27 protein-coding genes and 1 tRNA gene are annotated in these 26178 nt (G+C 61.2%); 16 read left to right on the forward strand and 12 right to left on the reverse strand.

All coding sequences use genetic code 11. The features are described from left to right. Positions 1 to 117: 117 nt before the first annotated feature. Positions 118 to 705 (reverse strand): DUF1134 domain-containing protein, encoded by a 588-nt coding sequence (locus GTW23_RS01885; protein WP_252914401.1) that lies wholly within the window; start codon positions 703 to 705, stop codon positions 118 to 120. Positions 706 to 943: 238 nt separating this feature from the next. Between GTW23_RS01885 and chpT the strand changes: the two genes are divergently transcribed. Together chpT and GTW23_RS01895 are read left to right on the forward strand one after the other, a co-directional pair. Further along, positions 944 to 1594, forward strand: a complete 651-nt coding sequence (gene chpT / locus GTW23_RS01890) for a histidine phosphotransferase ChpT (protein ID WP_252914402.1) — start codon at positions 944 to 946, stop codon at positions 1592 to 1594. Positions 1595 to 1732: 138 nt separating this feature from the next. Further along, positions 1733 to 2095 (forward strand): response regulator, encoded by a 363-nt coding sequence (locus tag GTW23_RS01895; RefSeq protein ID WP_193217177.1) that lies wholly within the window; start codon positions 1733 to 1735, stop codon positions 2093 to 2095. Positions 2096 to 2235: 140 nt separating this feature from the next. Here GTW23_RS01895 and ctrA read toward each other — a convergent pair whose 3' ends face one another. Next, positions 2236 to 2937 carry a response regulator transcription factor CtrA gene (gene ctrA, locus GTW23_RS01900; protein ID WP_097105788.1) on the reverse strand — a complete coding sequence of 234 codons (702 nt, stop codon included), beginning with the start codon at positions 2935 to 2937 and terminating at the stop codon, positions 2236 to 2238. A 437-nt stretch (positions 2938 to 3374) separates the two neighbouring features. On the opposite strand from ctrA, the gene GTW23_RS01905 reads away from it, so the two are divergent. Beyond that, positions 3375 to 3731: a flagellar export protein FliJ gene (locus tag GTW23_RS01905; RefSeq protein ID WP_152007592.1), complete on the forward strand. Its 357-nt coding sequence runs from the start codon at positions 3375 to 3377 to the stop codon at positions 3729 to 3731. A gap of 188 nt (positions 3732 to 3919) precedes the next feature. Here GTW23_RS01905 and GTW23_RS01910 read toward each other — a convergent pair whose 3' ends face one another. Next, on the reverse strand, positions 3920 to 4198 hold the full coding sequence (locus GTW23_RS01910; protein WP_252914403.1) for a GNAT family N-acetyltransferase: 279 nt from the start codon (positions 4196 to 4198) through the stop codon (positions 3920 to 3922). 138 nt (positions 4199 to 4336) lie between these two features. On the opposite strand from GTW23_RS01910, the gene GTW23_RS01915 reads away from it, so the two are divergent. Then, complete coding sequence (locus GTW23_RS01915; RefSeq protein ID WP_252914404.1) at positions 4337 to 4795, forward strand: paraquat-inducible protein A; 459 nt, start codon at positions 4337 to 4339, stop codon at positions 4793 to 4795. Positions 4796 to 5001: 206 nt separating this feature from the next. Here the strand turns inward: GTW23_RS01915 and sciP are convergent, their stop codons facing one another. Continuing rightward, on the reverse strand, positions 5002 to 5277 hold the full coding sequence (sciP, locus tag GTW23_RS01920) for a CtrA inhibitor SciP (protein WP_097105782.1): 276 nt from the start codon (positions 5275 to 5277) through the stop codon (positions 5002 to 5004). Positions 5278 to 5527: 250 nt separating this feature from the next. Between sciP and mnmA the strand changes: the two genes are divergently transcribed. Further along, complete coding sequence (gene mnmA / locus GTW23_RS01925; RefSeq protein WP_252914405.1) at positions 5528 to 6721, forward strand: tRNA 2-thiouridine(34) synthase MnmA; 1194 nt, start codon at positions 5528 to 5530, stop codon at positions 6719 to 6721. Between the two features lie 87 nt (positions 6722 to 6808). On the opposite strand, the gene GTW23_RS01930 is transcribed toward mnmA, so the two are convergent. Further along, positions 6809 to 7774 carry a Gfo/Idh/MocA family protein gene (locus GTW23_RS01930; protein ID WP_252914406.1) on the reverse strand — a complete coding sequence of 322 codons (966 nt, stop codon included), beginning with the start codon at positions 7772 to 7774 and terminating at the stop codon, positions 6809 to 6811. Between the two features lie 354 nt (positions 7775 to 8128). On the opposite strand from GTW23_RS01930, the gene GTW23_RS01935 reads away from it, so the two are divergent. Together GTW23_RS01935 and GTW23_RS01940 are read left to right on the forward strand one after the other, a co-directional pair. Beyond that, positions 8129 to 8205 (forward strand) — tRNA-Met (locus GTW23_RS01935). 456 nt (positions 8206 to 8661) lie between these two features. Further along, positions 8662 to 9252 (forward strand): alpha-ketoglutarate-dependent dioxygenase AlkB, encoded by a 591-nt coding sequence (locus tag GTW23_RS01940; RefSeq protein WP_252914407.1) that lies wholly within the window; start codon positions 8662 to 8664, stop codon positions 9250 to 9252. A gap of 91 nt (positions 9253 to 9343) precedes the next feature. On the opposite strand, the gene GTW23_RS01945 is transcribed toward GTW23_RS01940, so the two are convergent. The 4 genes from GTW23_RS01945 to GTW23_RS01960 are packed head-to-tail and all read right to left on the reverse strand — an operon-like array spanning position 9344 to position 12914. Further along, positions 9344 to 10036 (reverse strand): ATP-binding cassette domain-containing protein, encoded by a 693-nt coding sequence (locus tag GTW23_RS01945; protein WP_252914408.1) that lies wholly within the window; start codon positions 10034 to 10036, stop codon positions 9344 to 9346. Between the two features lie 7 nt (positions 10037 to 10043). Beyond that, positions 10044 to 11222, reverse strand: a complete 1179-nt coding sequence (locus tag GTW23_RS01950) for an FtsX-like permease family protein (protein WP_252914409.1) — start codon at positions 11220 to 11222, stop codon at positions 10044 to 10046. Next, positions 11219 to 12478: an HlyD family efflux transporter periplasmic adaptor subunit gene (locus GTW23_RS01955; protein ID WP_252914410.1), complete on the reverse strand. Its 1260-nt coding sequence runs from the start codon at positions 12476 to 12478 to the stop codon at positions 11219 to 11221. Before GTW23_RS01955 ends, GTW23_RS01950 begins: the two co-directional genes overlap by 4 nt. Positions 12479 to 12512: 34 nt before the next feature. Beyond that, positions 12513 to 12914: an EF-hand domain-containing protein gene (locus tag GTW23_RS01960; protein ID WP_252914411.1), complete on the reverse strand. Its 402-nt coding sequence runs from the start codon at positions 12912 to 12914 to the stop codon at positions 12513 to 12515. 210 nt (positions 12915 to 13124) lie between these two features. On the opposite strand from GTW23_RS01960, the gene GTW23_RS01965 reads away from it, so the two are divergent. Continuing rightward, positions 13125 to 13832 (forward strand): response regulator, encoded by a 708-nt coding sequence (locus GTW23_RS01965; RefSeq protein WP_252914412.1) that lies wholly within the window; start codon positions 13125 to 13127, stop codon positions 13830 to 13832. Beyond that, complete coding sequence (locus GTW23_RS01970; RefSeq protein WP_252914413.1) at positions 13825 to 15108, forward strand: ATP-binding protein; 1284 nt, start codon at positions 13825 to 13827, stop codon at positions 15106 to 15108. The genes GTW23_RS01965 and GTW23_RS01970 overlap by 8 nt, the downstream gene beginning before the upstream one ends. A 50-nt stretch (positions 15109 to 15158) precedes the next feature. Here GTW23_RS01970 and GTW23_RS01975 read toward each other — a convergent pair whose 3' ends face one another. Then, complete coding sequence (locus tag GTW23_RS01975) at positions 15159 to 16175, reverse strand: LacI family DNA-binding transcriptional regulator (RefSeq protein WP_252914414.1); 1017 nt, start codon at positions 16173 to 16175, stop codon at positions 15159 to 15161. 257 nt (positions 16176 to 16432) lie between these two features. Between GTW23_RS01975 and GTW23_RS01980 the strand changes: the two genes are divergently transcribed. The 6 genes from GTW23_RS01980 to GTW23_RS02005 all read left to right on the forward strand — a co-directional run bounded on the left by GTW23_RS01980 (position 16433) and on the right by GTW23_RS02005 (position 22701). After that, complete coding sequence (locus GTW23_RS01980; RefSeq protein ID WP_252914415.1) at positions 16433 to 18016, forward strand: ABC transporter substrate-binding protein; 1584 nt, start codon at positions 16433 to 16435, stop codon at positions 18014 to 18016. A gap of 58 nt (positions 18017 to 18074) precedes the next feature. Then, positions 18075 to 19016, forward strand: coding sequence for an ABC transporter permease (locus GTW23_RS01985; RefSeq protein WP_252914416.1), 942 nt, complete (start codon positions 18075 to 18077; stop codon positions 19014 to 19016). A gap of 89 nt (positions 19017 to 19105) precedes the next feature. Then, on the forward strand, positions 19106 to 19906 hold the full coding sequence (locus GTW23_RS01990) for an ABC transporter permease (RefSeq protein WP_252914417.1): 801 nt from the start codon (positions 19106 to 19108) through the stop codon (positions 19904 to 19906). Then, positions 19903 to 20949, forward strand: a complete 1047-nt coding sequence (locus tag GTW23_RS01995) for an ABC transporter ATP-binding protein (RefSeq protein ID WP_252914418.1) — start codon at positions 19903 to 19905, stop codon at positions 20947 to 20949. The genes GTW23_RS01990 and GTW23_RS01995 overlap by 4 nt, the downstream gene beginning before the upstream one ends. Then, positions 20946 to 21965: an ABC transporter ATP-binding protein gene (locus GTW23_RS02000; protein WP_252914419.1), complete on the forward strand. Its 1020-nt coding sequence runs from the start codon at positions 20946 to 20948 to the stop codon at positions 21963 to 21965. The genes GTW23_RS01995 and GTW23_RS02000 overlap by 4 nt, the downstream gene beginning before the upstream one ends. Further along, positions 21958 to 22701 (forward strand): alpha/beta fold hydrolase, encoded by a 744-nt coding sequence (locus GTW23_RS02005; RefSeq protein ID WP_252914420.1) that lies wholly within the window; start codon positions 21958 to 21960, stop codon positions 22699 to 22701. The genes GTW23_RS02000 and GTW23_RS02005 overlap by 8 nt, the downstream gene beginning before the upstream one ends. Positions 22702 to 23076: 375 nt before the next feature. Here GTW23_RS02005 and GTW23_RS02010 read toward each other — a convergent pair whose 3' ends face one another. Together GTW23_RS02010 and GTW23_RS02015 are read right to left on the reverse strand one after the other, a co-directional pair. Beyond that, positions 23077 to 23970, reverse strand: a complete 894-nt coding sequence (locus GTW23_RS02010) for a sugar kinase (RefSeq protein WP_252914421.1) — start codon at positions 23968 to 23970, stop codon at positions 23077 to 23079. Further along, positions 23967 to 24671 carry a GntR family transcriptional regulator gene (locus GTW23_RS02015; protein WP_252914422.1) on the reverse strand — a complete coding sequence of 235 codons (705 nt, stop codon included), beginning with the start codon at positions 24669 to 24671 and terminating at the stop codon, positions 23967 to 23969. The genes GTW23_RS02010 and GTW23_RS02015 overlap by 4 nt, the downstream gene beginning before the upstream one ends. A 95-nt stretch (positions 24672 to 24766) precedes the next feature. Here GTW23_RS02015 and uxaC point away from each other — a divergent pair, with 95 nt between their 5' ends. Continuing rightward, entirely contained in the window at positions 24767 to 26173 is a 1407-nt protein-coding gene (gene uxaC, locus GTW23_RS02020; protein ID WP_252914423.1) for a glucuronate isomerase, read from the forward strand. The last annotated feature ends 5 nt before the right edge of the window (positions 26174 to 26178 follow it).

A 26178-nucleotide genomic window follows, 5' to 3' on the forward strand; every position in this document is an offset into this window, starting at 1 on the left:
CCGATCGGCAAGCGTCAAGCGCAGAATGAGCTCATGGCTGGCGCAGTGTATGGAAGATCATTTCAAGAAAAAGCGGCCGTCTCCAGCCGCTTGAGTCCAGTTTCCGGTTCAACCTGTCTAGAACGGATTCCAGGTCGGTGTCGGTGTCATCTTCAGGTAGCCAATATTGATGCCGAGCCTTGCGCCGACGCCGGTTCTGATCGGAACCACGAGAATGCCGCCGCGCTTGAGGACGGTCATGCCGAGGCCGGCAACCGCATAGGCCGACCCCGAAACGCCGCCGAAACGGCCATAAACGCCTTCCACGCTGGGCAGGTTGTAGACCAGCATCATGGTGCGGTTGCCCTCGCCACCATAGTCCCAGCCGAGCGAAGGCCCCTGCCAGAACACGTCGTGCTGTCCGGCGTTCTTGGTGTAAAGCTGGCCTTCGCCATAGGTCAATCCGCCGATCAGGGCGCCTGAGGCTTCCTGGCCAAGCACATAGCCGTTCGGCAGGCCGTAGGACTGGAACACCTTTTCGACAAGCTTGGCGAGGCCTCCTGAGGTGGAGCCGAAGAAACCATGGCCGGCGTCGATGATCTCCTGCATGTCGTACTGCGAGGAATTCGCTGCCTGGGCCCGGGTGCCGGACACCGTTCCGGCGATGACCAGGGCTGCGAGGAAAAAAGTGGCGAATGCGCGAAGGCAAAGGCGGGACGCGATCATGAGGTCCACTCCGTTGATTGGCCGGTATATACCGCAGGAAAGATTGAGCACATTGTGGCGCGGCGATCTTAATAAGCAGTTTACCAAATGTGGTGTCTTTAGGGCGAGATCGTTCAGGCGCCTTGCGGCAAGCGGCCAATAACCGGCTTCTTGCCTCAAGCGCTTGCGAACAACTGCACCCGGTGCGATTTTGCTGCCCAGCCGATTCGACGCGCGGGGCACAAAGAGGAGATTCTTGATGTCGAAAAATCACAACCTGACCCTGGCAGGTCCTGACCTAGCTGCGCTGCTTTGCAGCCGTGTCTGCCACGACATCATCTCGCCGGTCGGCGCGATCAACAACGGGCTGGAGCTGCTCGACGAGGGGGGTGCGGACGCCGATGCCATGGACCTGATCCGTACCAGCGCGCTCAACGCCTCGGTGCGGCTCAAGTTTGCCCGGCTTGCCTTTGGCGCTTCGGGCTCCGTCGGCGCATCGATCGATACCGGAGAGGCCGAGAAGGCGGTGATCGACTATGTGTCGGCCGACAAGAAGACCGAAGTCAGCTGGAGCGGTCCGCGGGCGATCATTCCGAAGAACCAGGTCAAGCTGTTGCTCAACCTGTTTCTCGTCGCCTATGGGGCGATTCCGCGCGGCGGCCAGATCGACGTCACGATCGAGACGCCCGAGACCGAGCCGCGTTTCCGGCTGGTCAGCAGGGGCAAGATGGTGCGGGTGCCGCCAAAGTTTCTCGAGATCTATTCAGGCAACATCGAAGAGGCGATCGATGCCCATTCGATCCAGCCCTATTACACGGTGCTGCTCGCAGACGAGGCAGGGCTGACCCTGTCCTGCTCGGCCAATGCGGACGAGGTGGTGTTCACCGCCGAGCCGAAGGCCGCGGGCTGACACAGGCAGCCGAACGGGCGGCAACGCTCCGTTAAGCCTGTCTGATTACGAAATCTTCGCTGGTTTCGGCTAGTCTCCTGGGTAATGAGGACGCACCGGCAAATCGGTGCGTCCCAAAGACGCCAGAGGAGACGTGCCATGCGCCGCTTTATGATCGCCGATGATTCCGCCGTGATTTGCAAGGTTGCCAAGCGCATCCTGACCGGGCTTGATTATCTCGTGATCGAAGCGTCGAACGCCGGAGAGGCGATGATCATGTGCGATGCGCAGCTTCCCGATATCCTCTGCGTCGATGCAGGCATGACCGGTGCGCTGGACCTGATCTCGTCGGTTCGTCAGATGGAGGGCGGCAAGGATGTGCGCATTTTCTATCTGATGATCGAAAAGGAATTCAAGCAGATGATGGCGGGCAAGCGAGCCGGAGCCGATGATTTCCTGCTCAAGCCATTCGACCGGCGCAGCCTGACGGAAGCTTTTGCGCCCTACGCGGCGGCTGCCTGACCGATCCACAGAATTCGCCAAGAGAGCAAGAAGATCCGTTCGTATTCCCGAGCTGGCGATCAGTTTGGCAGACAGCAAAAAACCCGCCGGTCCGGCGGGTTTTTTGTTTCAAGGCCCAATCCCGTGAAGGGGAGGGTAGATCAGGCGCTTTCGAGGATCTCGTTCTCGTCGGGTTCGCGCAGCACGTAGCCCCGGCCCCAGACGGTTTCGATGTAGTTCTTGCCGCCGGCGGATGTCGCAAGCTTCTTGCGCAGCTTGCAGATGAAGACGTCGATGATCTTCAGTTCCGGCTCGTCCATGCCGCCATAAAGGTGGTTGAGGAACATTTCCTTGGTCAGGGTCGTGCCCTTGCGGAGCGAAAGCAGCTCCAGCATCTGGTATTCCTTGCCGGTCAGGTGCACCCGCTGCGATCCCACTTCGACGGTCTTGGCATCGAGGTTGACCACCAGGTCGCCAGTGGTGATGACCGACTGGGCGTGTCCCTTGGAACGGCGCACGATCGCATGGATGCGTGCCACCAATTCGTCCTTGTGGAACGGCTTGGTCATGTAGTCATCGGCGCCAAACCCGAGACCGCGAACCTTGTCCTCGATGCCGGCCATGCCGGAGAGGATCAGGATCGGTGTCTTGACCTTGGAAAGCCGCAAGGTCCGCAGGACTTCGTATCCGGACATGTCCGGAAGATTGAGGTCGAGCAGAATGATGTCGTAGTCGTAAAGTTTGCCGAGATCGACGCCCTCTTCGCCCAGATCCGTGGTGTACACGTTGAAGCTTTCAGACTTCAGCATCAACTCGATGCTCTGAGCTGTGGCGCTGTCATCCTCGATCAGTAGAACCCGCATATTTATCCCCTTTTCCGCCGCCGCAAGGTTTTTGAGATCCACTTACGCGATACGGATCCAGTCGTTGCCTGATTTGGAGGCTGCCATGGAATGGTTAACAAATTCTGATCAGGTTAGGCAACCACTATCACAATGTTAATTATCACTGGCAGACTCCTGATTTCATTCCAAAAAAACTCTCAGAATTTCTTGATTCAACACATCAAGAAATGGCTCTAAGTGATTCAAAGGACTCCGGAATGGCGGGTGAAAAAATCATGCTTTCCGTTTACCCCGCCTTAAACCATGAGAGTTAGTATTAACGATGCCCGTAAACGAATGGTTACCGCGACGGGCAAAAAGTTAACGTCGTGGTCATTATTTGCACATCGGGACTGGCATGTGGCCAGTGTAACGAGTTTCATTAACCGGGATCTCGCATCACGGGAGTATTGCGTATGAAGTCGCGTGAGAGCCATGTTCGCCTGAAGCAATTTCAGGTCAACGAGAAAACCCGTCAGCTTGGGCAGATCCAGCTGATGATGGCTGAAATGGAAAAAATGGCAGCCGAGCTGGAGTACCAGATCACCGCCGAGGAAAAGAAGGCGGGCATTACCGATCCTTCCCATTTCGCCTATCCAACATTTGCAAAAGCCGCGCGCCAGCGGTCCGACAATCTGCAGACTTCCATCAAGGAATTGAAGGTGCAGCTTGATGCGGCCGAACTGGCGCTCGAGGAAGCGCAGGCCGAATACGACAAGGCAGCCGCACTGGAAGTGCGCGACGCCGGGCACCGTTCGAACCGCGCAGTCTGATCCTCAGGCTGTCACTGCCGGTTTTATCCAGAATGGCCGTCAGGCCTGGCGTGGGTGGTTGCCCGCGCCTTTCGTTTGTGTTGGGGGTGGCTGCGTCCGCGCTGCAGGGCTTTGGTGCAAGATGCGCCTTCGAGCCCGCTCATCCTGTCGATGTGCTGACCTGTTTCAGCCGGCAAGCTTATGCCGGTTCATGAAATCACATCCCGCCAGTCCGGGTTGCGTTGGGCCTGGGCCTTGAAGAACGGGCAGAGCGGGATGATCTTCCAGCCGCCGGCGCGTGCCGCCTCGACGGCGTGAAGCGCCAGGGCCTGGCCGACGCCCTTGCCGCGCAACGCGTCAGGTACGCCGGTGTGATCGATGATCACGAGCGTGGGCGAGGCGCGCGAAAAGGTCATTTCCGCCTCTGTCCCTTCCAGCCTGGCAATGTAGCGCCCGCCGGTGGGGCCATTTTCCTCGGTGATCTGCATGTGCGCTCCTGATTGCCAATCCCGGCCGCAGTCCTTTAAGCAGGAGCGGTATGGTCGGCACAGGCTAATGCATGGCAGCCCGCCAGGGAACCAGATTCGGGATCCGGCGGGACGAGGGTTGAACAGGAGAACGAGTGCATGCGACTGCTGCTTGCCCTGACGCTGGTGCTTGCTCCTCTGTGTTTCGGACTGGGGATCGTGCTTCCACTGATGCGGTTCGAGACGCTGTACTTCTTCAACCAGTCGCCATCGCTGCTCGGCGTGATCGCGATGCTGTGGACCGGCGATGACCCGGTCCTGGCGGTGGTGGTCGGGCTGGTTTCGGTGGTGTTTCCGGTGGTCAAGCTGGTGGCAATTTCCGCCGAGGCCGTCGGGCTTGCGCGCGGCTCAGGCCTTGCCATGCGGTTGCTGCCGCATCTGAGCCGCTGGTCGCTGATGGACGTGGTGCTGGTGGCGCTGGTGATCGTGGCAGCCAAGACCGGCGGACTAGCCGAGGCGTTTTCGCAGCCGGGACTGTGGTTATATGGCGGATCAGCATTGCTGGCGGCCATCGCCCACGGCCTGGCCGGTCGGGCAGGTGGGCCGGACAGGGCCTGACATGGTGGCTGTCCGGCGCCGCGCAAGAGCGATCATCAACGGTGTTGTCGATGTAGGGCAGATTTTGAGGTGGAGCGCCCGGCCGGCGCCGCGGTCGAGCACAGGCGGCACCCGTCGCGACCCTGTCGGGATGCGCCTGGCGGCAGGGGATATGCTGTTGCGCTCACGCGTTGCCGGTCAGGCTGCCCGGCCGTGGCCGGGCCTGGTCAATGCCGGTATTGCTGGATGCGCGTCGTGCGCAGGCCGGCGAGGCCATGATCGCTGATCGAGGACTGCCAGGAGAGGAATTCCTCAACTGTCAGGGTATAGCGCTCGCAAGCCTCCTCGAGACTGAGAAGGCCGCCGCGAACTGCAGCCACCACCTCGGCCTTTCTGCGGATCACCCATCGGCGGGTGTTGGCAGGAGGCAGATCGGCGATTGTCAGCGGGCTCCCATCGGGGCCGATGACATATTTGACACGTGGTCGAACCATTTCGGTCATTGGACTCTCTTACACACTCAAGACCTATCGAGCAGAGACTACAGGCGGGGATTTAAAAATTGGCTAAGGGGCCGGCAAGGTTTTGGTAAGTTTTGGCACAGGCGGTCTGCGCGGTCCGGCCGAATTGCCGCGCGGTTGGGCAGGCACCTTGTTGAGCGCGGCCGCAGACACTATAATGGGAAGGTCCCCAGGGACGTTTTTGCAACCGCTTGATCAGCGCCTTGAACGCTGTTGAATGCCGGGGAAGACAGTGAACAGTCTCGATTTTGATAAGGACCCGCGCGATACGCGGGTGGTGGTCGCCATGTCCGGCGGCGTTGACAGCTCGGTCGTCGCGGGGCTTCTGGCCCGCGATGGCTATGATGTGCTTGGCGTGACCCTGCAGCTCTATGACCATGGTGCCGCGGTGCACCGCGCCGGTGCCTGTTGCGCCGGCCAGGACATTGATGATGCCAGGCGCGTCTGCGAAACGCTCGGCATCCCGCATTACGTGCTCGACTATGAAAAGCGTTTCCAAGAAGCGGTGATCAATCCGTTTGCCGAAAGCTATGTGGCCGGCGAAACGCCGATCCCCTGCGTTGCCTGCAACCAGACGGTCAAGTTCGCCGATCTGCTGGCCACCGCGCGGGACCTGGGCGCGGATGCGCTGGCGACCGGTCACTATATCCGCTCGCGTGCCAACCCGTCGCCGGAGAATCCCGGGCGGCGGGCGTTGTACCGGCCGGTCGATTCTGACCGCGACCAGAGCTATTTCCTGTTCGCCACGACGCAGGAGCAGCTCGATTATGTCCGCTTCCCGCTCGGCGAACTTCCAAAAATCAGGACCCGGGAACTGGCCGAGGAAATGGGGCTGATCGTCGCCGACAAGGCCGACAGCCAGGACATCTGTTTCGTGCCGCAGGGCAAATATGCCAATGTGATCACCAAGCTGAAGCCGAATGCAGCGCTGGCCGGCGACATCGTCCATATCGACGGGCGGGTGCTCGGCGAGCATCCCGGTATCGTTCATTACACAATCGGCCAGCGCAAGGGCCTGGGCGTGGCCACCGGCGATCCGCTTTACGTGGTGCATCTCGACGCCCGCTCGCGGCGGGTGATCGTCGGCCCGCGTGAAGCGCTCGATACGCGCCGTCTGATCCTGCGCGATGTGAACTGGCTTGGCGACATGCCGCTTGCCGAGACCGGCCCCGAGGGGCTTTCCTGCTTTGCCAAGGTGCGCTCGACGCGCCCGCCGCGGCCGGCGATCGTCCGGCTTGGCGAGACTGGAGAGGTTTCGGTCGAGCTGGTTGAAGGCGAGGCCGGCGTGGCCCCGGGGCAGGCCTGCGTGCTCTATTCGGGCCCGGGTGACGAGGCACGGGTGTTCGGCGGCGGGTTCATCGATCACTCGGAGCGGTCACCGGCGGCCGAGGCAATGCTGTCGAGCCTGTTGCAGCCCGCCGCCTGAGGTTGACGCCTGAGGCTGGTCGCAGCGAACCCAGGAAAATCGCCTGCTGCCATTTTCCTGCGGGGTGTGTTGCCGCCGCCGCAAGCCTCAGTCGTGGCGCACTGTGCCTTCCGACAGGATCTCGATGACCGCCAGACCGTCGGCGACCGGCGTGCGTGGCTCCTCCCCAGTGCGGATGCAGTCGAGGAAATGGGCGCATTCGCGCGTCAGCGGCATGCCGTCGGGAAGATCGACATAGTCAGGATCGACCATTTCCGACTGCCAGCCATTGTCGTCCTCCCACAGCTTGTGGCGATAGACTGCGAGCTTCTGGTTCCAAGGCGCCACATCGTCGAACACCGCCATGGCCTTGGAACCGATGACGGTGAGACGGCGTTCGCGGTAGGGATTGAGCCGGGAGGCAAAGACGTGGCTGCGCACGCCGCTGGCGAACTGCAGGTGCAGATGGGCGAAATCCGACAGCCGGTTGAGCATGGCCGAGCCGACGCCGCGCACACTGATCGGTTTTTCCCCGGTCAGCGCCAGGATCAGCGACAGATCATGCGGGGCGATGTCCCAAAGGGCGTCGTTCTCGGCGTGAAACTTGCCGAGGCCTACCCGGTGGGAATGGATGTAGCGCACGGCGCCGAGCTCTCCGGCCCGGATCATCGCCTCAAGCGCCTCGAAAGCGGGATGAAAGCGCAGCACGTGGCCGGTCATGGCCACCAGGCCGGACTTCGAAGCCGCGTCGACAACGCGCCGCGCATCGGCGACCGACAACGCGATGGGTTTTTCCACAAGCACATGCTTGCCGGCTTCCAGCACGGCAATGGTCTGGTCGGCATGATATTGCGGCGGCAAGGCCAGCACCACGCCGTCGATTTCGGGATCGGCGAGAACCTCCTCGATGGTCATGGCGCTGACCGAATGGACGCCGGCAAGCTGGCCGGCCCGGTCGGGATGACGGTCGCAGACGGCATGAAGCGCGCCGAGTTCGGCAAAGGTACGGGCATGGTTGGTGCCCCAGTAACCACATCCGACGACGGCGATCCTGGGGGCGGGGGCGCTTTGCATGGCAGGGCGTTTCCTGTTTTCTTTCTCGAGATCCTTGGCTGAGGGGATTAGACCCGATGGCGAAACAAGGCAAGACGAGGTGGGGCAAGACGAGGCAAGGGGGCGAGGTGGGCGAGCTTCGGCAATGTGGGGCAGAGCGGACAAGCGTCCGCCCCGCAGCGGCACGGCACGGTGTCCTGAGGCGCCGGTTCAGCCCTGCAAGGCCAACGGCAAATCCGCATTAAACTAGCCGCGGCTGGCCCTGCCTGCGGTGAGATCAGCGAGAAGGCAAGAAAAGCCGGAACGGCGCTTGACACCAGAGCAGGCCGCACCTTATATGCCGCCCGTCCGGCCCGATAACAATCGGCCGCTGGCGGCGGGGTAGCTCAGCTGGTTAGAGCAGCGGAATCATAATCCGCGTGTCGGGGGTTCAAGTCCCTCTCCCGCTACCATTCATGCAACAGATATGATCGCATGCGTTCACTGGGGGCGCGTGGATGCATGGCCTGATGATCCTGACGGTCCATCTTGCTTTGATTGGTTGCTTCGCCAACAATTTGACCTCTTTGTTTTTCAGTTCCCGAATGTTGGGAGCAGGAACCCACTGTACGGACGGAATCCGGACCATATTCCGGTTCGCCGTTTTGTGAAAAGTGCGACCGAGTATCTGACTGGCAAAGGCAATGTTGCCATGTCTGCGGTTAACAGCCCTCACCATGATGGGGCATGTGATGTCGACGGCGCGGCTCAACGCAATTTATACGAGATTCCCGCTGCCTATCCGTTCTACTTTCCGATTGTCCGGGCTATTCTCATGTCAAGACGAAGGATGATGGTTCAAGCGCCATCGGCAAGGGCGATGCGTTCTTGACCCATGTGTTTCACCGGAAGAAGCAGGTGGCGAGGAAATGGGTGCTTGGTCGAGCAACACATCCGAGGATCTGCCGCCTGAAGCTCTATACCTGCCCTCGTTTATTTCCTTTGAAGAGGAAGCAGCGCTTGTTGGCCATCTGGACGGCGGTGAATGGAATTCGGAGCTCAAGCGCCGGGTGCAGCACTTCGGATACCGCTATGATTACCGGGCACGGGCGGTGACAGCAGACGCCTATCTGGGAGCCTTGCCTGACTGGCTCCTGCGTCTGGGAGCGCGGCTGGTGGTGGCGGGCCTCGCTGACGGCACGCCGGATCAGGTGATTGCCAACGAATACCTGCCCGGGCAGGGGATCAGTGCCCATGTCGAATGTCTGCCTTGCTTCGATGACACGATCATCTCAATCAGTCTCTTGTCCCGATGCGAGATGGTTTTCCGGCATAGGCCGGACGGCGCGGCGCGGGCGATCATTCTTGATCCCCGTTCCGCCTTGGTGATGACGGGCGCGGCGCGTTACGACTGGACCCACGAAATCCCTGCGCGCAAGAGCGACCATGTCGATGGCAGGAGGATCGAGCGGTCGCGCAGGATCTCGCTGACCTTCCGGAAGGTTGTTCGAAAAACCTAATCGGCGAGAATTGCATGCTGAGAAAATCTCATGGCCGGCAACGCTGTTAGCCCAAGGACAAAACTCCGATTGTCTCGCGGTGGCACGGTGCTTAGGTGCGCACGTTGTCCTGGACGATGCGCCCATCTTCCAGGGTGACAATCCGATCAGCCAGATCGAGGATGCGCGGGTCATGGGTCACCATCACGGTCGTTGTGCCGCGCGTGCGGCCGAGATCCCTGAACAGCTGCACGGCGGCCATGCCGCTGATCTTGTCGAGGGCCGCGGTCGGTTCATCGGCGAAGATGATGTCGGGATTCGAGACCAGGGCCCGGGCGATGGCCACCCGCTGTTTCTGGCCTCCCGACAGGTTGCCCGGCAGGTACTCAAGCCGCTCGCCCAAGCCCAGCATGTCCAGAAGATGATCTGCGGCCGCGGCATGGCGTTTGGGAACGCCCCGGCCATGGACCTGCAAGCCCATGATGACGTTTTGCCGAGCCGTCAGGCTGGCGTGCAGGTTATGCGCCTGAAAGATGAAGCCGAGCCGCCGGCGCATGTCGATCCGCGTGACCTCTTCGGACTGAAACAGTTCCCGCTCCAACAGCCTTATGCTCCCGCCATGGACCTCGCGCAGACATCCCATGAGGGTAAGGAGGGTGGTTTTCCCGGAGCCCGACGGCCCCATGAGAATGGTCAGAGATCCACGCCGCACCGACAGGTTTACGTCGAACAGGGCTTGCTTCCGCGCTTCCCCCTCGCCGAAGAAGTGATCGAGACCTCTGACATCAATCGCTGCGTCAGTCATGGCGTCCTCAAAACAGATCGGCCGGTTCGGCGGCGGCCAGCTTGCGCATGGCGAGCATGCCCGAGACGGCACAGGCGATGATGGTGCCGATGAAGACAGCGACCGCACGCTCTGTCGTCATGAAGATCGGAATGTTCGTAAGGTAGGCGAGCGATTCATAAAACAGCTGCGAAAACAAAAGTCCCGGCCAGAAGCCGATCGCGGCGAGAATTATCGCCTCCTCCAGGATGATCCCGATGAAAAAGCCCTGCCGGAACCCCATGGCCTTGAAGGTCGCGTATTCGCGGATGTGATCGGCGACGTCGGCCGACAGGACCTGGTAGGCAATGACAATCCCGACGACGATCCCGATCGCCACCCCGAATGCGAAGATCAGGCCAGTCGGGCGTTCGGTCATCTGGTAACGGACTTCCTGTTCCATGGCTTCGGAGACCGGGCGGATCCGGACAGTATCCGGTGGATAGAGCTGCACCAGTTCCGCAGCTGCCCGCCCGGCATCGGCGCCCGGGGCCAGCGCGAGGAGGATGTGGCTCGGCGTTGCTGAGCTGCGCTGCGGAAACAGATGGAAAAAGGTCTGGTCGGACACCAGAAAGACGCCGTCCCCTCCAAATCCGCCGCCGATCGACACGGTTCCGATCGCTCCAAGCTGGCGGCTCTGTATCTCGAAGGGCACCGGTGCTTCGGGTTGCGCGGCGGCAAAGCTGCGCATGTCGACAAAACGCGTCAACGTGTCGACGAGTGCCGTGTCCGATAACGACAGGCTGGTCAGCGGTGCTGCCAGCGCATCATGAAAGAAGGCAGTCGCGTCGGGGGCGATGCCGAAGAACTGGATCGACGAGGATGCATCATGTCCCGAGATCCAGGTCGAACGGCCCATGTAGATCGGCGTGCCGCCTGTCACATCCGGGTGCACCAGCGCCTGAAAGAGCCTTTGCCGGGGGAGTGTGGCCGCATCAGACAACGCCTCGGATTCGGCCGGCGACAGAATGAGCAGATCGGGCTGGAACAGCCTGTAGGGGATGGCGACGGACTCGGCCATCGATCCGGCCAGACCCAGCTGGACGAAAACCAGCACGTTGGCGAAGGCCACACCGGCCAACGCGGCCAGGAGACGGCCCGGATGATGCGTGAGCTGCAGATACCCGATTGGCAATCGCCCAAGCAGCCGGGTCAGGAAGGTGGTCATTGTTCCAAGCCTTCCGACGGACTGCCTTCGGCGACCGATATCCGGGCCACGACCTCGAGGTTGATGTAGCGCGCGGCCCGAATGCTCGACGCTTCGTCCAGCGCGACGTTGACGAGAAGCACACGTGCATCGGTGTTCGCCGCGGGATCTTCCGCCGTCACGCTCTGCCTGCCGACGAGCGTGCCGATGCGCGCCACTGTTCCTGTGAGCGGTTCGGCGCCCAGCACTCCGGAGACGAGCGAAACGTTCTGTCCGACAGCAACCCGGGGCGCCATGATCTGGAACACCTCGAGTTCGGCCTCCATCTGCGCCGTGTCGCCCATTTGCAAAAGACCGTTGGCGGGAGGACGCTCGCCGGTGCGCGCCGCCACCTCGATGATCGTTCCGTCCCGCGGCGCGAGAACCCGGGCACGGTCAAGATCGCTGCGCGCCTGCTCCGCCGCAGCTTCGGCCGCAGCGAGATCAGCGGAGGCCACGGCAACATCCACCTGTTCGCCGCCCGGTCCGGGCTGATAGCGAGCCAGCGATGCTCGCAAGCGGTCGAGATCGGCGCGGGCGTTGTCGTTGGCCCGGATGGCCGCTTCAAGGGTCGCCTGGGTTGCAACGCCCCGTTCTATAAGGCTTCTCACCCGCGCAAGTTCGCGTTCGGACGCCGACACCGTCGCCTCCGCGCCGCGGATTTGCGCGCGAAGCTCGGCTTCGGTCGCCGCAATCTGCACCCGGGTCTGGGCCAGCACCGCCCGTCGGATCGCCAGCGTGCTCTCGGCGCTTGTCAGTGCAGCCTCATAGAGCGGGAGACTGTCGAGCACCGCCAGGACCTCCCCTTCAGCGACGATGTCGCCCTCAGTCACGAGAACCTGGTCGAGGCGCGCATCGCCGGCCCCCTGGGGAAGCGCCACCGAAACAATCCCGGCTTTTGGTTGAAGGCGTCCAAGCGCGACAACATCCCCGGTTGCCATTTCGGCGACGCGCTGAGCAGAAGGGACGCGGTCCACCGGCAGAGCGATCGGCTGTCTGGCCCCCGCGCCAGGTTCAAGCGAAGTCCATTCGAACACCGCGCGCAATGCCGGGCCTTGGAAATACATACCGACTATTGCTCCGACGATCAGAACCGCAAATACGGTCAGCACCTGCACCAACCAGCTGCGCTTCCGGGTTGATGGCGGCTTCAATGACGAATGATCCTTGCCATTGTCGAGGAGCGGAAGTTTTGCCGACCGGTCTTCAGTTCCGGAGTTCGTTTCGGACGAAGTCATGCTGGCCTCCGTTTGTCTTGATTGCACCACACGGCTAAGGCGCTGCCGCTTCCAGTTCGGACCTGGTCAGTACCCCGTCGGCATTTCGGTCAGCGCGGCGGAAGATCGGCGGTGGGCCATCAAGGAATTCGCTCTGGCTGATCCGGCCGTCACCGTTTGCATCGAGATAAGAAATCTCAGCAAGTTGCGTCCTGGCACGATTGAGCGCAATGCGAGGGAAGTCATCCTCGCCCAGGTAGCCATCGTTGTTGCGATCGATCTGGGACCATCGTGCGGCCTGAACGACGCGGAATTCGCTATGGGAGATGGCGCCATCGCCATTGGTATCGATGCGTTCGAAATTGGCGGCCAGCTGCTGGATCGGGTCTTGCGATTGCGCCAGTGCGGGACCGGCGGCAATCGACAGAACCGCAATCAGAAGGATCGTGCGAGACATAGCAGACCTTTTCAAACGGGACGTGTTTCAGTGCCCATCCATCAAATGAAGGCAAATGACCGGGCACGCTCAGTGTTTGAAGTGATGATGTTTCGTGAATGTTGCAGATTTCGGCGAGGATGCGTCAAACTGTGACACGAGACGCCAAATGTAACAATTTGCAATACTTTGATGCTGCCCCCAAACCGCCATCATGGCAAGGTCGATGGCATGAACTGGAAACCGGACAGAATAATCATCGTTGACGACGATCCGGAACTGCGCGCGCTGCTGCGCCGGTTCCTCACCGAGCATGGCTTCGAGACGCGGGCCGTTGATGGCCGTGCTGCCCTGGACCGGGAGCTTGCGCGCAATCCCGCCGATGCGATCGTGCTGGATCTGATGATCCCGGGGGAAGATGGACTGGCTATCTGCAGGCGCCTGCGGTCTTCAGGTGACGTTACGCCCATCGTCATGCTCACGGCACGGGGTGATCCGATCGACCGAATAATCGGCCTTGAGAGTGGAGCCGACGACTACCTGCCAAAACCCTTTGAACCTCGCGAACTGGTGGCCCGCTTAACGGCTGTACTCCGGCGGACGCAAGGCATGCGCGATGTTCGTACCGAGGACATCATCACGGTCGGTCCGATTGAAATCAACCTCTCGACCCACATGGTGAAGCGCGATGGTGTTCCGCTGAAGCTGTCAAGCCGGGAGTTTGCCCTGCTTGCAGCGCTTGTGCGCAGCCGCGGGCGTCCGCTCAGCAGGGCGCAGTTGATAGAGCGAGCGCTTGGGCGCGATGCCGAGGTCACGGATCGTGCAGTCGATGTCCAGATCGCGCGCCTGCGGCGTGCGATTGGCGAGCGGGCTGGCGATGCCGAACTGATCAAGACTGTCTGGGGCATAGGTTACGTCTTGGTGTCCGACAGTGCTTGATTCCCTCCTGAAACAGAACATCGCGGTTCTCTCTGCCACCATTCTTGCCGCTTTGCTGGTGTCGCTCGTCCTGATCGCTGGTCTTGTACTGCGGCCCCAGATCGAGCGGTCGGCCGCCGACACTGCACAATTGATCCGCAGTCTCGAGCTGTCCTTCCAACAGATGGACGCATTTCAGCAGATCCACTTCGCTGAAGCCCTGCGTGCAAACGAGGCCCCTGATGTCCTCGTGGCCGACACTGCGCCGAAGCACGCCAACATGCAACGCAGTTGGTTCTCGCGGTACTTCCTGCGCGTGTTGTCGAACCATCACGGAATTTCCCCGTCCGATGTCTCGATTGATACCAAAGGCCATGTCTGGGTGCGCATGGCCACTGCCGACCAGCCCTATTGGTTGTCGCTCAGGACCTTGCCCGCCACCGATCCCGTTGCAGGTCTCTTTGTGGCTTTCGGAATAGCTCTGCTGGCGGCTCTCGCCGGTGGCATCGCCCTGCAAAAAAGGATCGCTCGACCGCTGAAGCATCTGGAGGAAGCGGTTGATCGCATGTCCAGACCGTCCGATATCTACGACATAGAGATTGCACATCCCCGCGAAATCGCCGCAGTGTCCCGGGCGCTGACAGACATGTCGGCACGGCTGCATACGGCAGAAGCCGATCGGGCATTGATGCTGGCCGGCGTCAGCCACGACCTGCGTACTCCTCTTACCAAGCTCCGCCTGTCTCTGGCGATGTTGAAGGGTGCCGACGCCGATCTCGTCAAAACGGCGGAACGCAACGTGATCCGGATTGAAGGCATGCTGCGCCAGTTTCTTGATTTCGCCCGTGGCTTCGAAGAGGAAGAGACGCGGGCGGTCCCGTTGCGACCGCTTGTCGAGCAGGTAAGGCAGGCCTGTGACTTGCCTGAGGCCGTTGTGCTGCACGTGCCGACGGATCTCGTGGTTAGAGTGAAGGAGGCCGCTGTCCTGAGGGCGCTCGAGAACCTTCTGGGCAATGCCGTTAGGTATGGGAAACCCCCAATCGAGATTGTCTCGCGGATTGAAGAAGACGTCCTGACGATCGAAGTGCGGGATGCCGGCCAAGGCATGACTGCAGACGACGTGCCGGTGCTGATGCGCCCCTTTGCGCGCGGCAGCTCGGCACGCAGTGGCGAAGGCGCCGGACTGGGATTGGCAATCGTCGATCAGGTGGCAAGGGCCCACGGCGGCATCGTGGAGTTTGAACAGGGTCCCAATAGATTCACGGCTCGACTGCGTCTGATCCAGAAAAATTGCTAGGAAAAGCCTCTTGTTGCCTTCCGGCTGGATTCAAAGGGGGCAATCAGTGTTCATGCCGTGCCGGGAACAGCGCGGCAGGATGTTCTGACCGTCAGGCTCGGGGCGACGCGAATGATCTGGGGGGGCGTGTCGACCTTGCCTTCTATTCGGGCAAGCAGGAGTTCGGCGGCCCTGGTGCTCACTGTGGTGATGTCCTGGGTCAGGGCGGTGATGCTCGGGTTCCAGCCTTCGGCCGGGTGGAAGCCGTCAAAGCTTATCACCGATACATCGTCGGGCACACGCAATCCCATGTTTTGCAGCCCGGCCATGGTGCCCAGCAATTGCGCAATGTTGATGCAGGCTATGGCCGTCGGCGGGCGCGGCAGGGTCATCAGTTTCTGAACGGATGCAAAGGCATGCTCACGCAGATGAATGCGGTGATGGATGAGCTCATCGCGGACCGTGACGTTCGCCGCCGCCATGGTTTCGAGAAACCCGGCATAGCGCTCGTCCGAGGAGGATATGCCGGGGCGGCCGACCATGAACGCTATGTCCCTGTGGCCGAGTTTGAGCAGATAGCGGGTGATCAGCTGGGCACCGAAATGATTGTCGTCGGTGACCGAGTCAAAGCGCGAGTTCTCGATGACGCGGTCGACCAGGACCGCAGGGGTGTGCACGGCATCTGCCAGGCGGCCGGCGTAATCTTCCCCATGCGTTGTCGGAGCAATGATGAGGCCCGCGACGCGATGGGAGCTGAACAGTTCAATCTCCCGGAACTCGCGTTCGGGATCATCGTCATTGCTGGCAAACAGCATGTTGTAACCGATATCCGACAAAGCGCGCTGCATGGCCTTGGCCAGATGCGCCGCCCAGGGGGTGGCGATGTCCGGGACGATCAGGCCGATGGTCTTGGAGGTGCCCATACGCAGGTTCCGCGCAACCGGGTCGGGGTGGTAGCCGGCTGTCTTGACGGCTTCCCAGACGCGTTCCTGCAGCGCCTTGCTGACGGGCGCGGTGCCGTTTATCGTGGCAGAAACCGTGGTGATCGACACTTTCGCGATACGCGCCACATCCTTGATGGTCGACAATTTCATCCCTCTCCATGCAGAAGCGGGAACGATACACAAATCGTTACGTTAATGCCATTTTTTGCTGGTGACCGGGATTTTTTCCACATAGCGGTTTCCCGTGATGGACTTCAGACCCTTGTCAGGCAGCTCTGTAATCTGTAAACACAAATCGTTTCGTGTTATCCAAATGCCAATAAATGGGTAAAAATTGGTAGTTGAAGATGCTCGTAACGTAACGTTTTGTGCCGCCAGGGAGCGGTTGGGAGGAGAATATCATGGTACGAACCAAGTCACTGCTGGCGTCGATTGTGGCCGGCGCCATGTTGAGCGTCTGCGTGTCAGCCGCAAGCGCGGCCGAAACGTTGCGTTTGCGCATGAATGGCGACATCAACACGCTGGATCCGATTGCCACGACGAATTTTACCATCCGGAACGCGGCGTATCTGATGTACGACACGTTGTTTTCGATGGACGCGAACTACGAAGTCCAGCCGCAGATGGCGGAAGGCTATACACTTTCGGATGACGGGCTGACCTACACGATCACCCTGCGTGACGGCCTTAAGTTCCATGACGGCACCCCGGTCACCGCTGCCGATGCGGTTGCCTCGCTCGAGCGCTGGGGCAAGGCGGATGGTCTGGGCAAGACGCTGTTTGCGAAGATGGCCTCCATTGCCGCGCCCGATGACAAGACGATCGTGCTGAAGATGAATGAACCCTGGGGTCAGGTGATCCCGGCGATCGGCAAAATCTCCTCGAACATTCCGGTGATCATGCCGGCAGGCATGGCTGCCAATGATCCCACGGATCCGGTGGTTACGCCTATCGGCTCGGGGCCCTACAAGCTGGTGCCCGAGGAGTGGGTGCCCGGCAGCATTGCCGTGTTCGAGAAGTTTGAGGACTACAAGCCGCGTTCCGAGCCGGCCAGCATGGCTGCCGGTGGCAAGGTCGCGCATTTCGACCGGGTGGAACTGGTTTACATTCCCGATACCGCGACCGCGGTGGACGCGCTGATTGCCGGGGAGATCGACTGGATCGAGGAGGTGCCGTCGGACATGATTGCGTTCTTTGACGGCGTGGACAGTGCAAAGCCGATCGCGGCGCGGCAATCGGGCAACTCGATGCAGCTGGTCGTCAATCATCTCAACCCGCCTTTCGACAATCCGAAGATCCGCAAGGCGCTGCAATGGTCGGTCGAGCAGACCCCGTTCCTGCAGGCGGCCTACGGCAATGCCACGGAACGCTATCTCGAATGCGCGGCAGTGTTTTTCTGTGACACGCCGTATGCATCCGATGCCGGGACCGAAGCCGTGCTGACGCGCGATCTGGACAAGGCAAAGGCCTTGCTTGAAGAGGGCGGCTATGACGGGACGCCGGTGCTGTTGATGCACGTCACCGATATTCCGGCGCATGACGCCTACTATTCCGTGCTCAAGCCGATGCTTGAAGAAGCCGGCTTCGTTGTCGAGGAGCAGATTACCGACTGGGCAACCGTTGCCACGCGACGCGCCAGCAAGGAGCCTGTTGCCGATGGCGGTTGGAACCTGTTCTTCACCGGCTGGGGCTTTGTCGATCAGTCCAACCCGATGACCAATGTCTATGTTGCGGGTGCCTGCGGCGACGGGTGGTTCGGATGGGCCTGTTCGGAGGAATTGCAGGAGCTTCGAAAGAAGTTCGCCGACGAAATGGATCCGGACGTCAAGAAGCAGCTTGCCGAACAGATGCAGGTTCTTACGCATGATCTGGTGAGCTATGTGCCGCTGGGACAGAGCTTTCCCTCGCAGGGCATTGCTGCAAATCTCGAAGGTTTCATCGAAAGCCCCGTGCCGTTCTTCTGGAATGTGCGCCGCACTCAGTAGGTGGTGATATACAGGCCATCCGGCGCCTGCCGGATGGCCCTGTCGTTAGAGGTTTGCGATGCTTCGTTATATTGTTGGACGGTTGCTGGCTGCCGTTCCGATCTTCGCCCTGGTGGGGATCTTCATCTTTTCGCTGGTGCATCTGATGCCGGGAGATCCGGCCGTGCTTCTGGCCGGAGACAACGCCAATCCGAAACAGGTGGAAAAGATCCGGGAGCGGCTGCATCTCGATCAGCCGGTGATCGTGCAGTTCGGGATCTGGGCGGGGAACGCGCTGCAGCTTGATCTCGGCGATTCCGTCTATTCGAACCAGCCGGTCACCAAGCTGATCGCTCAACGCATCGAGCCAACCATGATGCTGGCCGTCGTGACACTGGTCATTACCGTCCTGATCGCCGTGCCGCTGGGGGTGATTGCGGCGTGGCGGGCCAATGGTCTGGCCGACAGGCTGATCATGGCCTTTGCCGTGCTTGGATTTTCACTGCCGGTTTTCGTGATCGGCTACCTGCTTGTCTATGTTTTCGCGGTCAGGCTGAAATGGTTTCCGGTGCAAGGCTACAAGCCGCTCGAGGATGGCGTGCTGGCGACGCTGCACTCGCTGACATTGCCATCGGTGGCGCTGGCGCTTGTCTTTGCCGCGCTGATCGCCCGGGTGACACGCGCCTCCATGCTCGAGGCGCTCAACGAGAACTACACGCGGACGGCACGCGCCAAGGGTCTGGGGACATTCCGCATCCTGGTCGTGCACGCGCTCAAGAGCGCCGGCGTGCCGGTCATCACGGTGATCGGCATCGGCTTCGCAACCCTGGTCGGCGGCGTTGTTGTCACCGAATCCGTTTTCAACATTCCCGGTATCGGGCGGCTTACGGTCGATGCCATCACCCGGCGTGACTATCCCGTCGTTCAGGGCGTCATCCTGTTTTTCTCCGCCTTGCTCATTCTCATCAATCTTCTCGTCGATCTCAGCTACGCGCTGTTTGATCCGCGTGTGAAAGGCTAGTGCCGGTGCCGGATAACTCAATTGCCGATCTCCGTCCGCGCCAAGGTTTCCAGCCGAGCCGCCTGATCGGATGGGTTGGGCGCGAGCCCATGACGGCTAGCTGCGTGGCGGTGTTGCTGTTCTTTGTGCTTGTGGCGATTTTTGCTCCGCTCATTGCGGGCGACCCGATCGCGCTCAATCCCGCCGAGCGGCTGACATCCTCATCGGAAAGCGCCATCTGGGGGCGCGATCATCTCGGACGCGATGTGTTCGCCCGCGCGGTGTACGGCACCCGGACATCGATGCTTGTCGGATTTTCGGTTGCCGGGCTGACGACACTGTTCGGTGTCGCCATCGGCATCTATGCCGGCATGTCGAGGATTGGCGGCGCGGTGATCATGCGGCTGAACGACGCGATGATGGCCATTCCCGCGATCCTGCTGGCCATTGCACTGGCCTCATTGATGAATGCGGGAGTGGTAACGGTGATCATCGCCATAACGCTTCCGGAAATCCCGCGCATGGTGCGGCTGGTGCGATCGGTGGTGCTCGGGGTGCGCGAGCAGCCCTATGTGGCCGCGGCCACCTCGATCGGGACCTCGGGACTGGCGATGGTCTGGCGGCACATCCTGCCCAATACGCTCGGCCCGGTACTGGTTCAGGCGACCTATGCCTGCGCCTCGGCGATCATCGCTTCCGCGGTGCTGAGTTTCCTGGGCGTCGGCACCTCGCCGGAAGTTCCAAGCTGGGGCGGCATGATGGCCGATGCCAGATCCTATTTCCGCATTCATCCCGAGCTGATGGCCTATCCCGGCGCACTGTTGTCGATGCTGGTGCTGGTGGTGAACATTCTTGGTGATCGGCTGAGTGACGCGCTCGATCCCCGCAAGACCCGCAGGGGATCGCTATGACCGCCGTTTCACCCCATATCGATACCGGGCAGAACGTGCTGACGGTGTCCAATCTCAGCCTGGAGTTTTCCAACAGCGCCGGTGTGGTGCGCGCGCTGGATGATGTGTCCTTCGCCGTGCGCAAGGGCGAGATCCTCAGCCTGGTCGGGGAATCGGGCTGCGGCAAGAGCGTGACCGCGATGTCCATCATGGGGCTGCTGCCAAGGCATGGTGCCCGCATTGTCTCGGGGTCTGTGCGGCTGGGCGAGCAGGAGCTGCTGGGCGCCAGCGAGCGGACCATGCGGCGGGTCCGCGGTGACAGGATCGGGATGATCTTCCAGGATCCGATGACCTCTCTCAATCCGGTCCACACGATCGGCATGCAGATCGCCGAGGTGGTGCGCCAGCATCGCGGCTTGTCTGGCGCGGCGGCCAGGGCGCGGGCGCTGGAAATGCTCGAGCTGGTGCGTATCCCCGATGCCCGCAACAGGCTTGGCGCCTATCCCCATGAATTGTCCGGCGGCATGCGCCAGAGGGTGATGATTGCCATGGCACTGGCGTGCGATCCGGAACTGCTGATTGCCGACGAACCGACCACCGCACTGGATGTGACGGTCCAGGCCCAGGTGCTCGATCTCATCGCCGACCTGCGGCAAAACCTCGGGATGAGCGTGATCTTCATCACCCATGATCTTGGCGTGGTGTCGAGCACGGCGGACCGGATGATGGTGATGTATGCCGGTCGCATTGTCGAAGAAGCGCCGGTGGAAAAGCTATTCGCCCGCCCGTCACACGGCTATACGGCCGGATTGCTGCAGTCGCTTCCGGGAACGCAGACCCGGCACCGCGATGTTCTGGCCGAAATCCCCGGATCCGTGCCGCGGCTGGACAAGGTTGTCGAGGGATGCGCCTACGCGCCGCGCTGCAGCTTCGCGACAGGGGCCTGTCTCGATCCGCTGCCGCCGCCGCGCAGGATCGAACCTGAACACAGCGCGCGCTGCATCCATTCCGAAACGGTTTTCGAGACGATCAGGAACACAGACATCGTGAGGGCCTGGGCATGAGTTCCAAACCCTATCTTTCACTCGACAAGATCAGCAAGACCTATGCGCTGGGGCGGGAAAAGTTCGGCGGACCGGAACGTTTCCTGCAGGCTGTCGACCAGATATCGCTCGATGTGCCGCGTGGCGAAACGCTGGGACTGGTGGGCGAAAGCGGCTGCGGAAAATCTTCGCTCGCACGTCTGATCATGCAACTGGAAAGACCCAGCTCGGGCGCAATCGCATTCGACGGGGTCGATCCCGCCGGGCTCAACGCGACGGAGCTGAAGGCGGCGCGGCAGCGTTTTCAGATGATCTTTCAGGACCCGTACGCATCCCTCAACCCGCGTATGAGAGCGCGGGCCATCATCGCCGAAGCACTGGTCAATTTCCGAAAGGGCAATGCGGAAGAGATCAATCGGCGCGTGGAGGAACTGGCCATCCAGGTCGGCCTCAGCAGCTTCCATCTTGACCGGTTTCCCCACGAACTCTCCGGCGGGCAGTGTCAGCGGATCGGCATCGCGCGGGCTATCGCTCTCAGTCCGGACCTGATTGTTGCCGATGAACCGGTGTCAGCCCTTGATGTGTCGATCCAGGCGCAAATTCTCAATCTGATCGTGCGGCTGCAGGAGGAAATGGGACTGACGCTGGTCTTCATTTCGCATGACCTTTCCGTCGTCTCCCATGTCGCCGACCGGGTTGCGGTGATGTATCTGGGCAGAATTGTCGAACTGGGCAAGACGGCAGATCTGTTTGGCCGGCCGGCGCATCCCTACACCCGCACGCTGCTGACAGCGGTGCCGCGCCCGATGCCTTCGAGCCGAGGCAAGCGGTCGCGGATCAGCGGTGAACTGCCCAGCCCGCTCAATCCACCCTCCGGCTGTCATTTCCGTACCCGATGTTCGTTCGCCGATGCACGCTGTGCTGCCGAAGTGCCTGTCCTGCGTGTGATTGGCGGTGCGCAGCAGGCCGCGTGCCATCATGCGGAAGATATCCAGGCAACTCTCAACCAAGACGAGATAGAGACAGACAATGCGTGAGACAGTCGTGTTGCTTCCCGGCCTCCAGTCGGATCACACATCATGGGCCTACCAGATCGAACACCTGAAGAGCCGCTATGACGTTTTTGTACCAACGGGCTATCACTCCAGGCCCAGCATTGCCGAAATGGCTGATTGCGTGACCGACCAGTTGATGCCCCGCTTTCACTTTGTCGCCTGGTCGATGGGAGGGTACATCGCGCTGCAGATGCTTCCGAGGATCAGCGACCGATTGATAAGCTTCGTTCTCATCTCGACATCTGCCCGGCCCGAAGATCCGGCCAACACCGAAAGACGGCTTGAGAACCTTGCGACCGCTGAGCAGGAGGGAATGGCTGCAGCCAACGAGCGCAGCCTGGCGTTCAGCTGCCTGGATGTGGACAGCCTGGAGGTCTCGCAGCGTGAGGCCCTGAAGCAAAGTGCGGTCGATCTCGGTGTTGAAGCTTTCCGGGCGCAGCAGCACGCGATCATCAAGCGGCCGGACGGGCGGGCAAATCTTCCGTTGGTCAAATGCCCGACGCTGGTGATTGTCGGAGATGGCGACGAAGTCACGCCACCCGACCGCGCCCTGGAAATTCACAAGGGCATACCAGGCTCCGAGTTCATTACGATCCCAAACACCGGTCATTGTCCGCCGCTTGAGCACCCGCAACAGGTCAACCAGCTTCTGGAGACGTGGTTCTCGCGTAATTCCGGAACTCAGCCGCAACCGGCGGCGCAAACTCAGGACAGCTAGAAGCTCGGACCTGTGCAGCTTGGACCGCGTTCCCGGCCTGTGTCGAGCAGGTGTCGCTGCAGATCCTTCAGGCCGGAGATATCCCACTTGCCGATGGATCTGCCGATCCGGCCCGCGACCGCCGCGTGAGCACGGCGGCGCCCTGCATGTGCAACCGGTTGCGGAACGCCTGTTTGCGAGAAAAATATCTTGGGGTTTTTGCGGCCGGGCAGGAGGCATGAGTTTGGGATGATCAAGGCGATCGAGCGCGGGGACGGCGACGCAGCATCGGCTGCCATGGAGAGGGGCATTCATTATGGTTATGACTGGGTCATCAGGTCGCTGGCATCAAGCGCTTCTGAAGGTGTTGAATGGTGCCGGCGCGCTCATTGCCGCTTAATCCACCAGGGCTCCGCGTTTTGAAATGACTTTCGCGGCCAGCTCTGCGCCGGCCCTGATCGCTTGCGCAAGGTCGGTGCGCTCAAGGTAGGCTGCCAGAAACGCTGCGTTGAAGCTGTCGCCGGCAGCCGTGGTGTCAACGATCCCGGTCACCGGGGCAGGGGTGAAACGGATGGTCTGGCCCTTGTCCAGGGCGATCATCTCATCCGCTCCATTCTTGACGACGACAAGCCCTGCGCCGCAATCGGCGTAGCGGCGCGCGGTGTCGTCCGGGGCAGTATCGCCAAAGGCTGCCGCCTCATCCTCGAAAGAGGGCAGCAGGATGTCACTGACAGCAGCCGCTGCCATGATGGCGGTACGCATGGTGTCGGGATCTTCCCAGAGGCGCGGGCGAAGGTTGGGATCGAAGGCCACCGTGGCGCCGGCCCCGCGGGCTTCGGCGATGGCGTCGAGCAATGCCTGACGGTCTCCGGGCGACAGGATGGCAAGGGTTATTCCCGAGAAGAAGATGAGGCTTGCGGTCGACAGTGCTTCCCTGAGCGCCGCGAGGTCCGTGGCCAGCTTGCGGGCGGCTGAATCCGAGCGCCAATAGGCGAAGCTGCGTTCACCGTTGTCGAGCTGGATCAGGTAGAGGCCGACGGTCCTGTCGGGCAGACGGCGTATCAGATCGGTGCGGATACTGGCGTTGCCGATGAAATCCGTCATCCGCAGGGAAATGGCATCCTGGCCCACCGCGGTAAAATAGGCGACGTCCCAGTGCGGTGCGAGTGTCTGTCTTGCGTACCAGGCCGTGTTCAGCGTGTCGCCGGCAAAGCCCAGATGATAGTCGCCGGATGCGGTTGGCGCCATTTCGACCATGCATTCGCCGATCGACAGGAATGTCTGTTTCATGCCTCAGTCTCGTCAGCGAAATAGCGGCCATGGTCGGCCCTGATGCGAACGATCTGCTCCTTGATGCGCGAGAGGTGGATGCGCATGTGGTGCATTGCCTGTTCCTCGTCGCGGGCGCGGATGGCCTCCATGACCTTCAAATGGTCGCCGTAAGCGTCCTGGGAGGCGAAGGAGAGCGAAAGAAACCGGACGCGGTCCATGTGCGCCTTGTTCTCGCGGATGATGTCCCAGGCAAATCCGAGGCCCGAGCGCTCGCATATTTCCTTGTGGAACTGGTCGTCGAGACCGTGAAAACTGACCGGATCCTTGGCGTCCACCGCCTTGCGCTGGATTTCCAGGATTTCATCGAGCGCCGCGTGATCCTCGCTGGTCAGGACCCTGCAGGCGGTGCGCACGGTTTCCGCTTCAAGCGCGTTGCGCACGAAGCGGGCCTGAAGCACAGCGGTGGAGGAAATCTGCGAGACCAGCGTCGCCCGTTGCGGGCGGATGGAAAGAAAGCCGAGCTTGGAAAGACGATAGAACGCGTCCCGTACAGGCTGGCGCGACACGCCCAGCGCCTTGGCCACCTCGACCTCGGACATCTTGGTCCCCGGCGGCAGTTCCAAAAGCAGAATCTGGCTGTGCAATTCGTCGAATACGGTGTCGGCCACCGAGGGACGATTGAGCGGTTCCAGGTTCCGCAAGGAGGAAGATACGGGCATGCGTTCACTCCGTTGACTTGCTATGCATACTAGCATATTACATTACCAGATTGATTGAAAGGCCTGTTGGGAGCGGGCCTGCATGGAGGATTAGGGTGACACTTCTGGTTCCTGACAGGTTGTTTCCGGTTGATCCGCAGACGCGCGGAATCGCCCGTGAACTCTATCAGAGCGTTGCCGATAAGCCGATCATCAGTCCGCATGGTCACACCGACCCGCGCTGGTACGCCGAGAATCAGCCGTTTGCCGATCCGGCGCAACTGTTCATCACGCCCGACCATTACGTCTTCCGCATGCTGTTTTCGCAGGGCATCAGCCTTGAAAGCCTCGGCGTGCCGCGGGCCGATGGCGGTGCGACCGAAACCGACGGCCGCAAGATCTGGCGGCTGTTTGCCGAGAACTATCACCTGTTTCGCGGCACGCCTTCGCGGCTTTGGCTCGACCACGCTTTCCAGGATGTGTTCGGCATGACCATACCGGTGTCAAAGGCAACCGCTGACGAGACCTATGATCATATCGCCGAGTGCCTTACCAGGCCGGAGTTCCTGCCGCGGGCCCTGTTCGAGCGGTTCAACATCGAGGCGATTGCCACCACCGAAAGCCCGCTCGACGATCTGCGCTGGCACCGGATGATCCGGGACAGCGGCTGGAAGGGGCGGGTGGTGACCGCCTACCGTCCGGACCCGGTTGTGGACCCCGAGTTCGCGGGTTTCTCCGACAATGTGGCGCAGCTTGGCGCGCTGACCGGCGAAGCCACGTCGACCTGGGAAGGGTACCTCCAGGCGCACCGCATTCGCCGCGCCTATTTCAAGGACTTCGGCGCGACATCTTCCGATCACGGGCATCCGACGGCGCGCACGGAAAACCTCTCGGCACCCGAAGCGGCGGCATTGTTCGCCAAGGCGCTGAAAGGCGTCTGCACCGCCGAGGAAGCCGATGCCTTCCGCGGGCACATGCTCACGGAAATGGCGCGCATGAGCCTGGAAGACGGGTTGGTGCTGCAGATCCATCCGGGCAGCCATCGCAACCATTCCGGCCCGATCCTGTCTGCCTTCGGGCGCGACAAGGGCTTCGATATTCCGACGAGGACGGATTACGTCCGCGCGCTCAAGCCGCTGCTCGATGCGGTTGGCCTGGAGAAGGATCTCACGATCATCGTCTTCACCCTGGACGAGACCAGCTATGCGCGTGAGCTGGCGCCGCTCGCGGGTGCCTATCCTGCGCTGAAGCTGGGGCCTGCCTGGTGGTTTTACGACAGTCCCGAAGGCATGCGGCGGTTCCGCGAAATGACGACGGAAACCGCAGGCTTCTACAACACCGTCGGCTTCAACGACGACACCCGCGCATTCTGTTCCATTCCCGCAAGGCACGATGTGAGCCGGCGGGTGGATTGTGCCTTTCTCGCCACGCTGGTCGCGACCGGCCGGCTGTCCGGGGAGGATGCATTCGAGGTCGCAAATGACCTTGCTTATCGGCTTGCCAAGCAAGCTTACCGGCTCTGAGAGCC

The organism is Parahoeflea alexandrii (assembly GCF_024105735.1).
Taxonomy (GTDB): Bacteria; Pseudomonadota; Alphaproteobacteria; order Rhizobiales; family Rhizobiaceae; genus Hoeflea; species Hoeflea alexandrii.

Excerpts from the sequence above, each read along its gene's own strand:
- ctrA (WP_097105788.1), bottom strand. The coding sequence starts at position 2,937 with ATGCGGGTTCTACTGATCGAGGATGACAGCGCCACAGCTCAGAGCATC.
- GTW23_RS01910 (WP_252914403.1), bottom strand. The coding sequence starts at position 4,198 with ATGCAGATCACCGAGGAAAATGGCCCCACCGGCGGGCGCTACATTGCC.
- GTW23_RS01895 (WP_193217177.1), top strand. The coding sequence starts at position 1,733 with ATGCGCCGCTTTATGATCGCCGATGATTCCGCCGTGATTTGCAAGGTT.
- GTW23_RS01945 (WP_252914408.1), bottom strand. The coding sequence starts at position 10,036 with ATGACTGACGCAGCGATTGATGTCAGAGGTCTCGATCACTTCTTCGGC.
- GTW23_RS01940 (WP_252914407.1), top strand. The coding sequence starts at position 8,662 with ATGGGTGCTTGGTCGAGCAACACATCCGAGGATCTGCCGCCTGAAGCT.
- GTW23_RS01985 (WP_252914416.1), top strand. The coding sequence starts at position 18,075 with ATGCTTCGTTATATTGTTGGACGGTTGCTGGCTGCCGTTCCGATCTTC.
- GTW23_RS01960 (WP_252914411.1), bottom strand. The coding sequence starts at position 12,914 with ATGTCTCGCACGATCCTTCTGATTGCGGTTCTGTCGATTGCCGCCGGT.
- GTW23_RS02015 (WP_252914422.1), bottom strand. The coding sequence starts at position 24,671 with ATGCCCGTATCTTCCTCCTTGCGGAACCTGGAACCGCTCAATCGTCCC.
- GTW23_RS01885 (WP_252914401.1), bottom strand. The coding sequence starts at position 705 with ATGATCGCGTCCCGCCTTTGCCTTCGCGCATTCGCCACTTTTTTCCTC.
- GTW23_RS02000 (WP_252914419.1), top strand. The coding sequence starts at position 20,946 with ATGAGTTCCAAACCCTATCTTTCACTCGACAAGATCAGCAAGACCTAT.
- GTW23_RS01980 (WP_252914415.1), top strand. The coding sequence starts at position 16,433 with ATGGTACGAACCAAGTCACTGCTGGCGTCGATTGTGGCCGGCGCCATG.
- GTW23_RS01995 (WP_252914418.1), top strand. The coding sequence starts at position 19,903 with ATGACCGCCGTTTCACCCCATATCGATACCGGGCAGAACGTGCTGACG.
- GTW23_RS01965 (WP_252914412.1), top strand. The coding sequence starts at position 13,125 with ATGAACTGGAAACCGGACAGAATAATCATCGTTGACGACGATCCGGAA.
- chpT (WP_252914402.1), top strand. The coding sequence starts at position 944 with ATGTCGAAAAATCACAACCTGACCCTGGCAGGTCCTGACCTAGCTGCG.
- GTW23_RS01955 (WP_252914410.1), bottom strand. The coding sequence starts at position 12,478 with ATGACTTCGTCCGAAACGAACTCCGGAACTGAAGACCGGTCGGCAAAA.
- GTW23_RS01915 (WP_252914404.1), top strand. The coding sequence starts at position 4,337 with ATGCGACTGCTGCTTGCCCTGACGCTGGTGCTTGCTCCTCTGTGTTTC.
- GTW23_RS02010 (WP_252914421.1), bottom strand. The coding sequence starts at position 23,970 with ATGAAACAGACATTCCTGTCGATCGGCGAATGCATGGTCGAAATGGCG.
- GTW23_RS01950 (WP_252914409.1), bottom strand. The coding sequence starts at position 11,222 with ATGACCACCTTCCTGACCCGGCTGCTTGGGCGATTGCCAATCGGGTAT.
- GTW23_RS01930 (WP_252914406.1), bottom strand. The coding sequence starts at position 7,774 with ATGCAAAGCGCCCCCGCCCCCAGGATCGCCGTCGTCGGATGTGGTTAC.
- sciP (WP_097105782.1), bottom strand. The coding sequence starts at position 5,277 with ATGACCGAAATGGTTCGACCACGTGTCAAATATGTCATCGGCCCCGAT.
- GTW23_RS02005 (WP_252914420.1), top strand. The coding sequence starts at position 21,958 with ATGCGTGAGACAGTCGTGTTGCTTCCCGGCCTCCAGTCGGATCACACA.
- GTW23_RS01990 (WP_252914417.1), top strand. The coding sequence starts at position 19,106 with ATGACGGCTAGCTGCGTGGCGGTGTTGCTGTTCTTTGTGCTTGTGGCG.
- GTW23_RS01905 (WP_152007592.1), top strand. The coding sequence starts at position 3,375 with ATGAAGTCGCGTGAGAGCCATGTTCGCCTGAAGCAATTTCAGGTCAAC.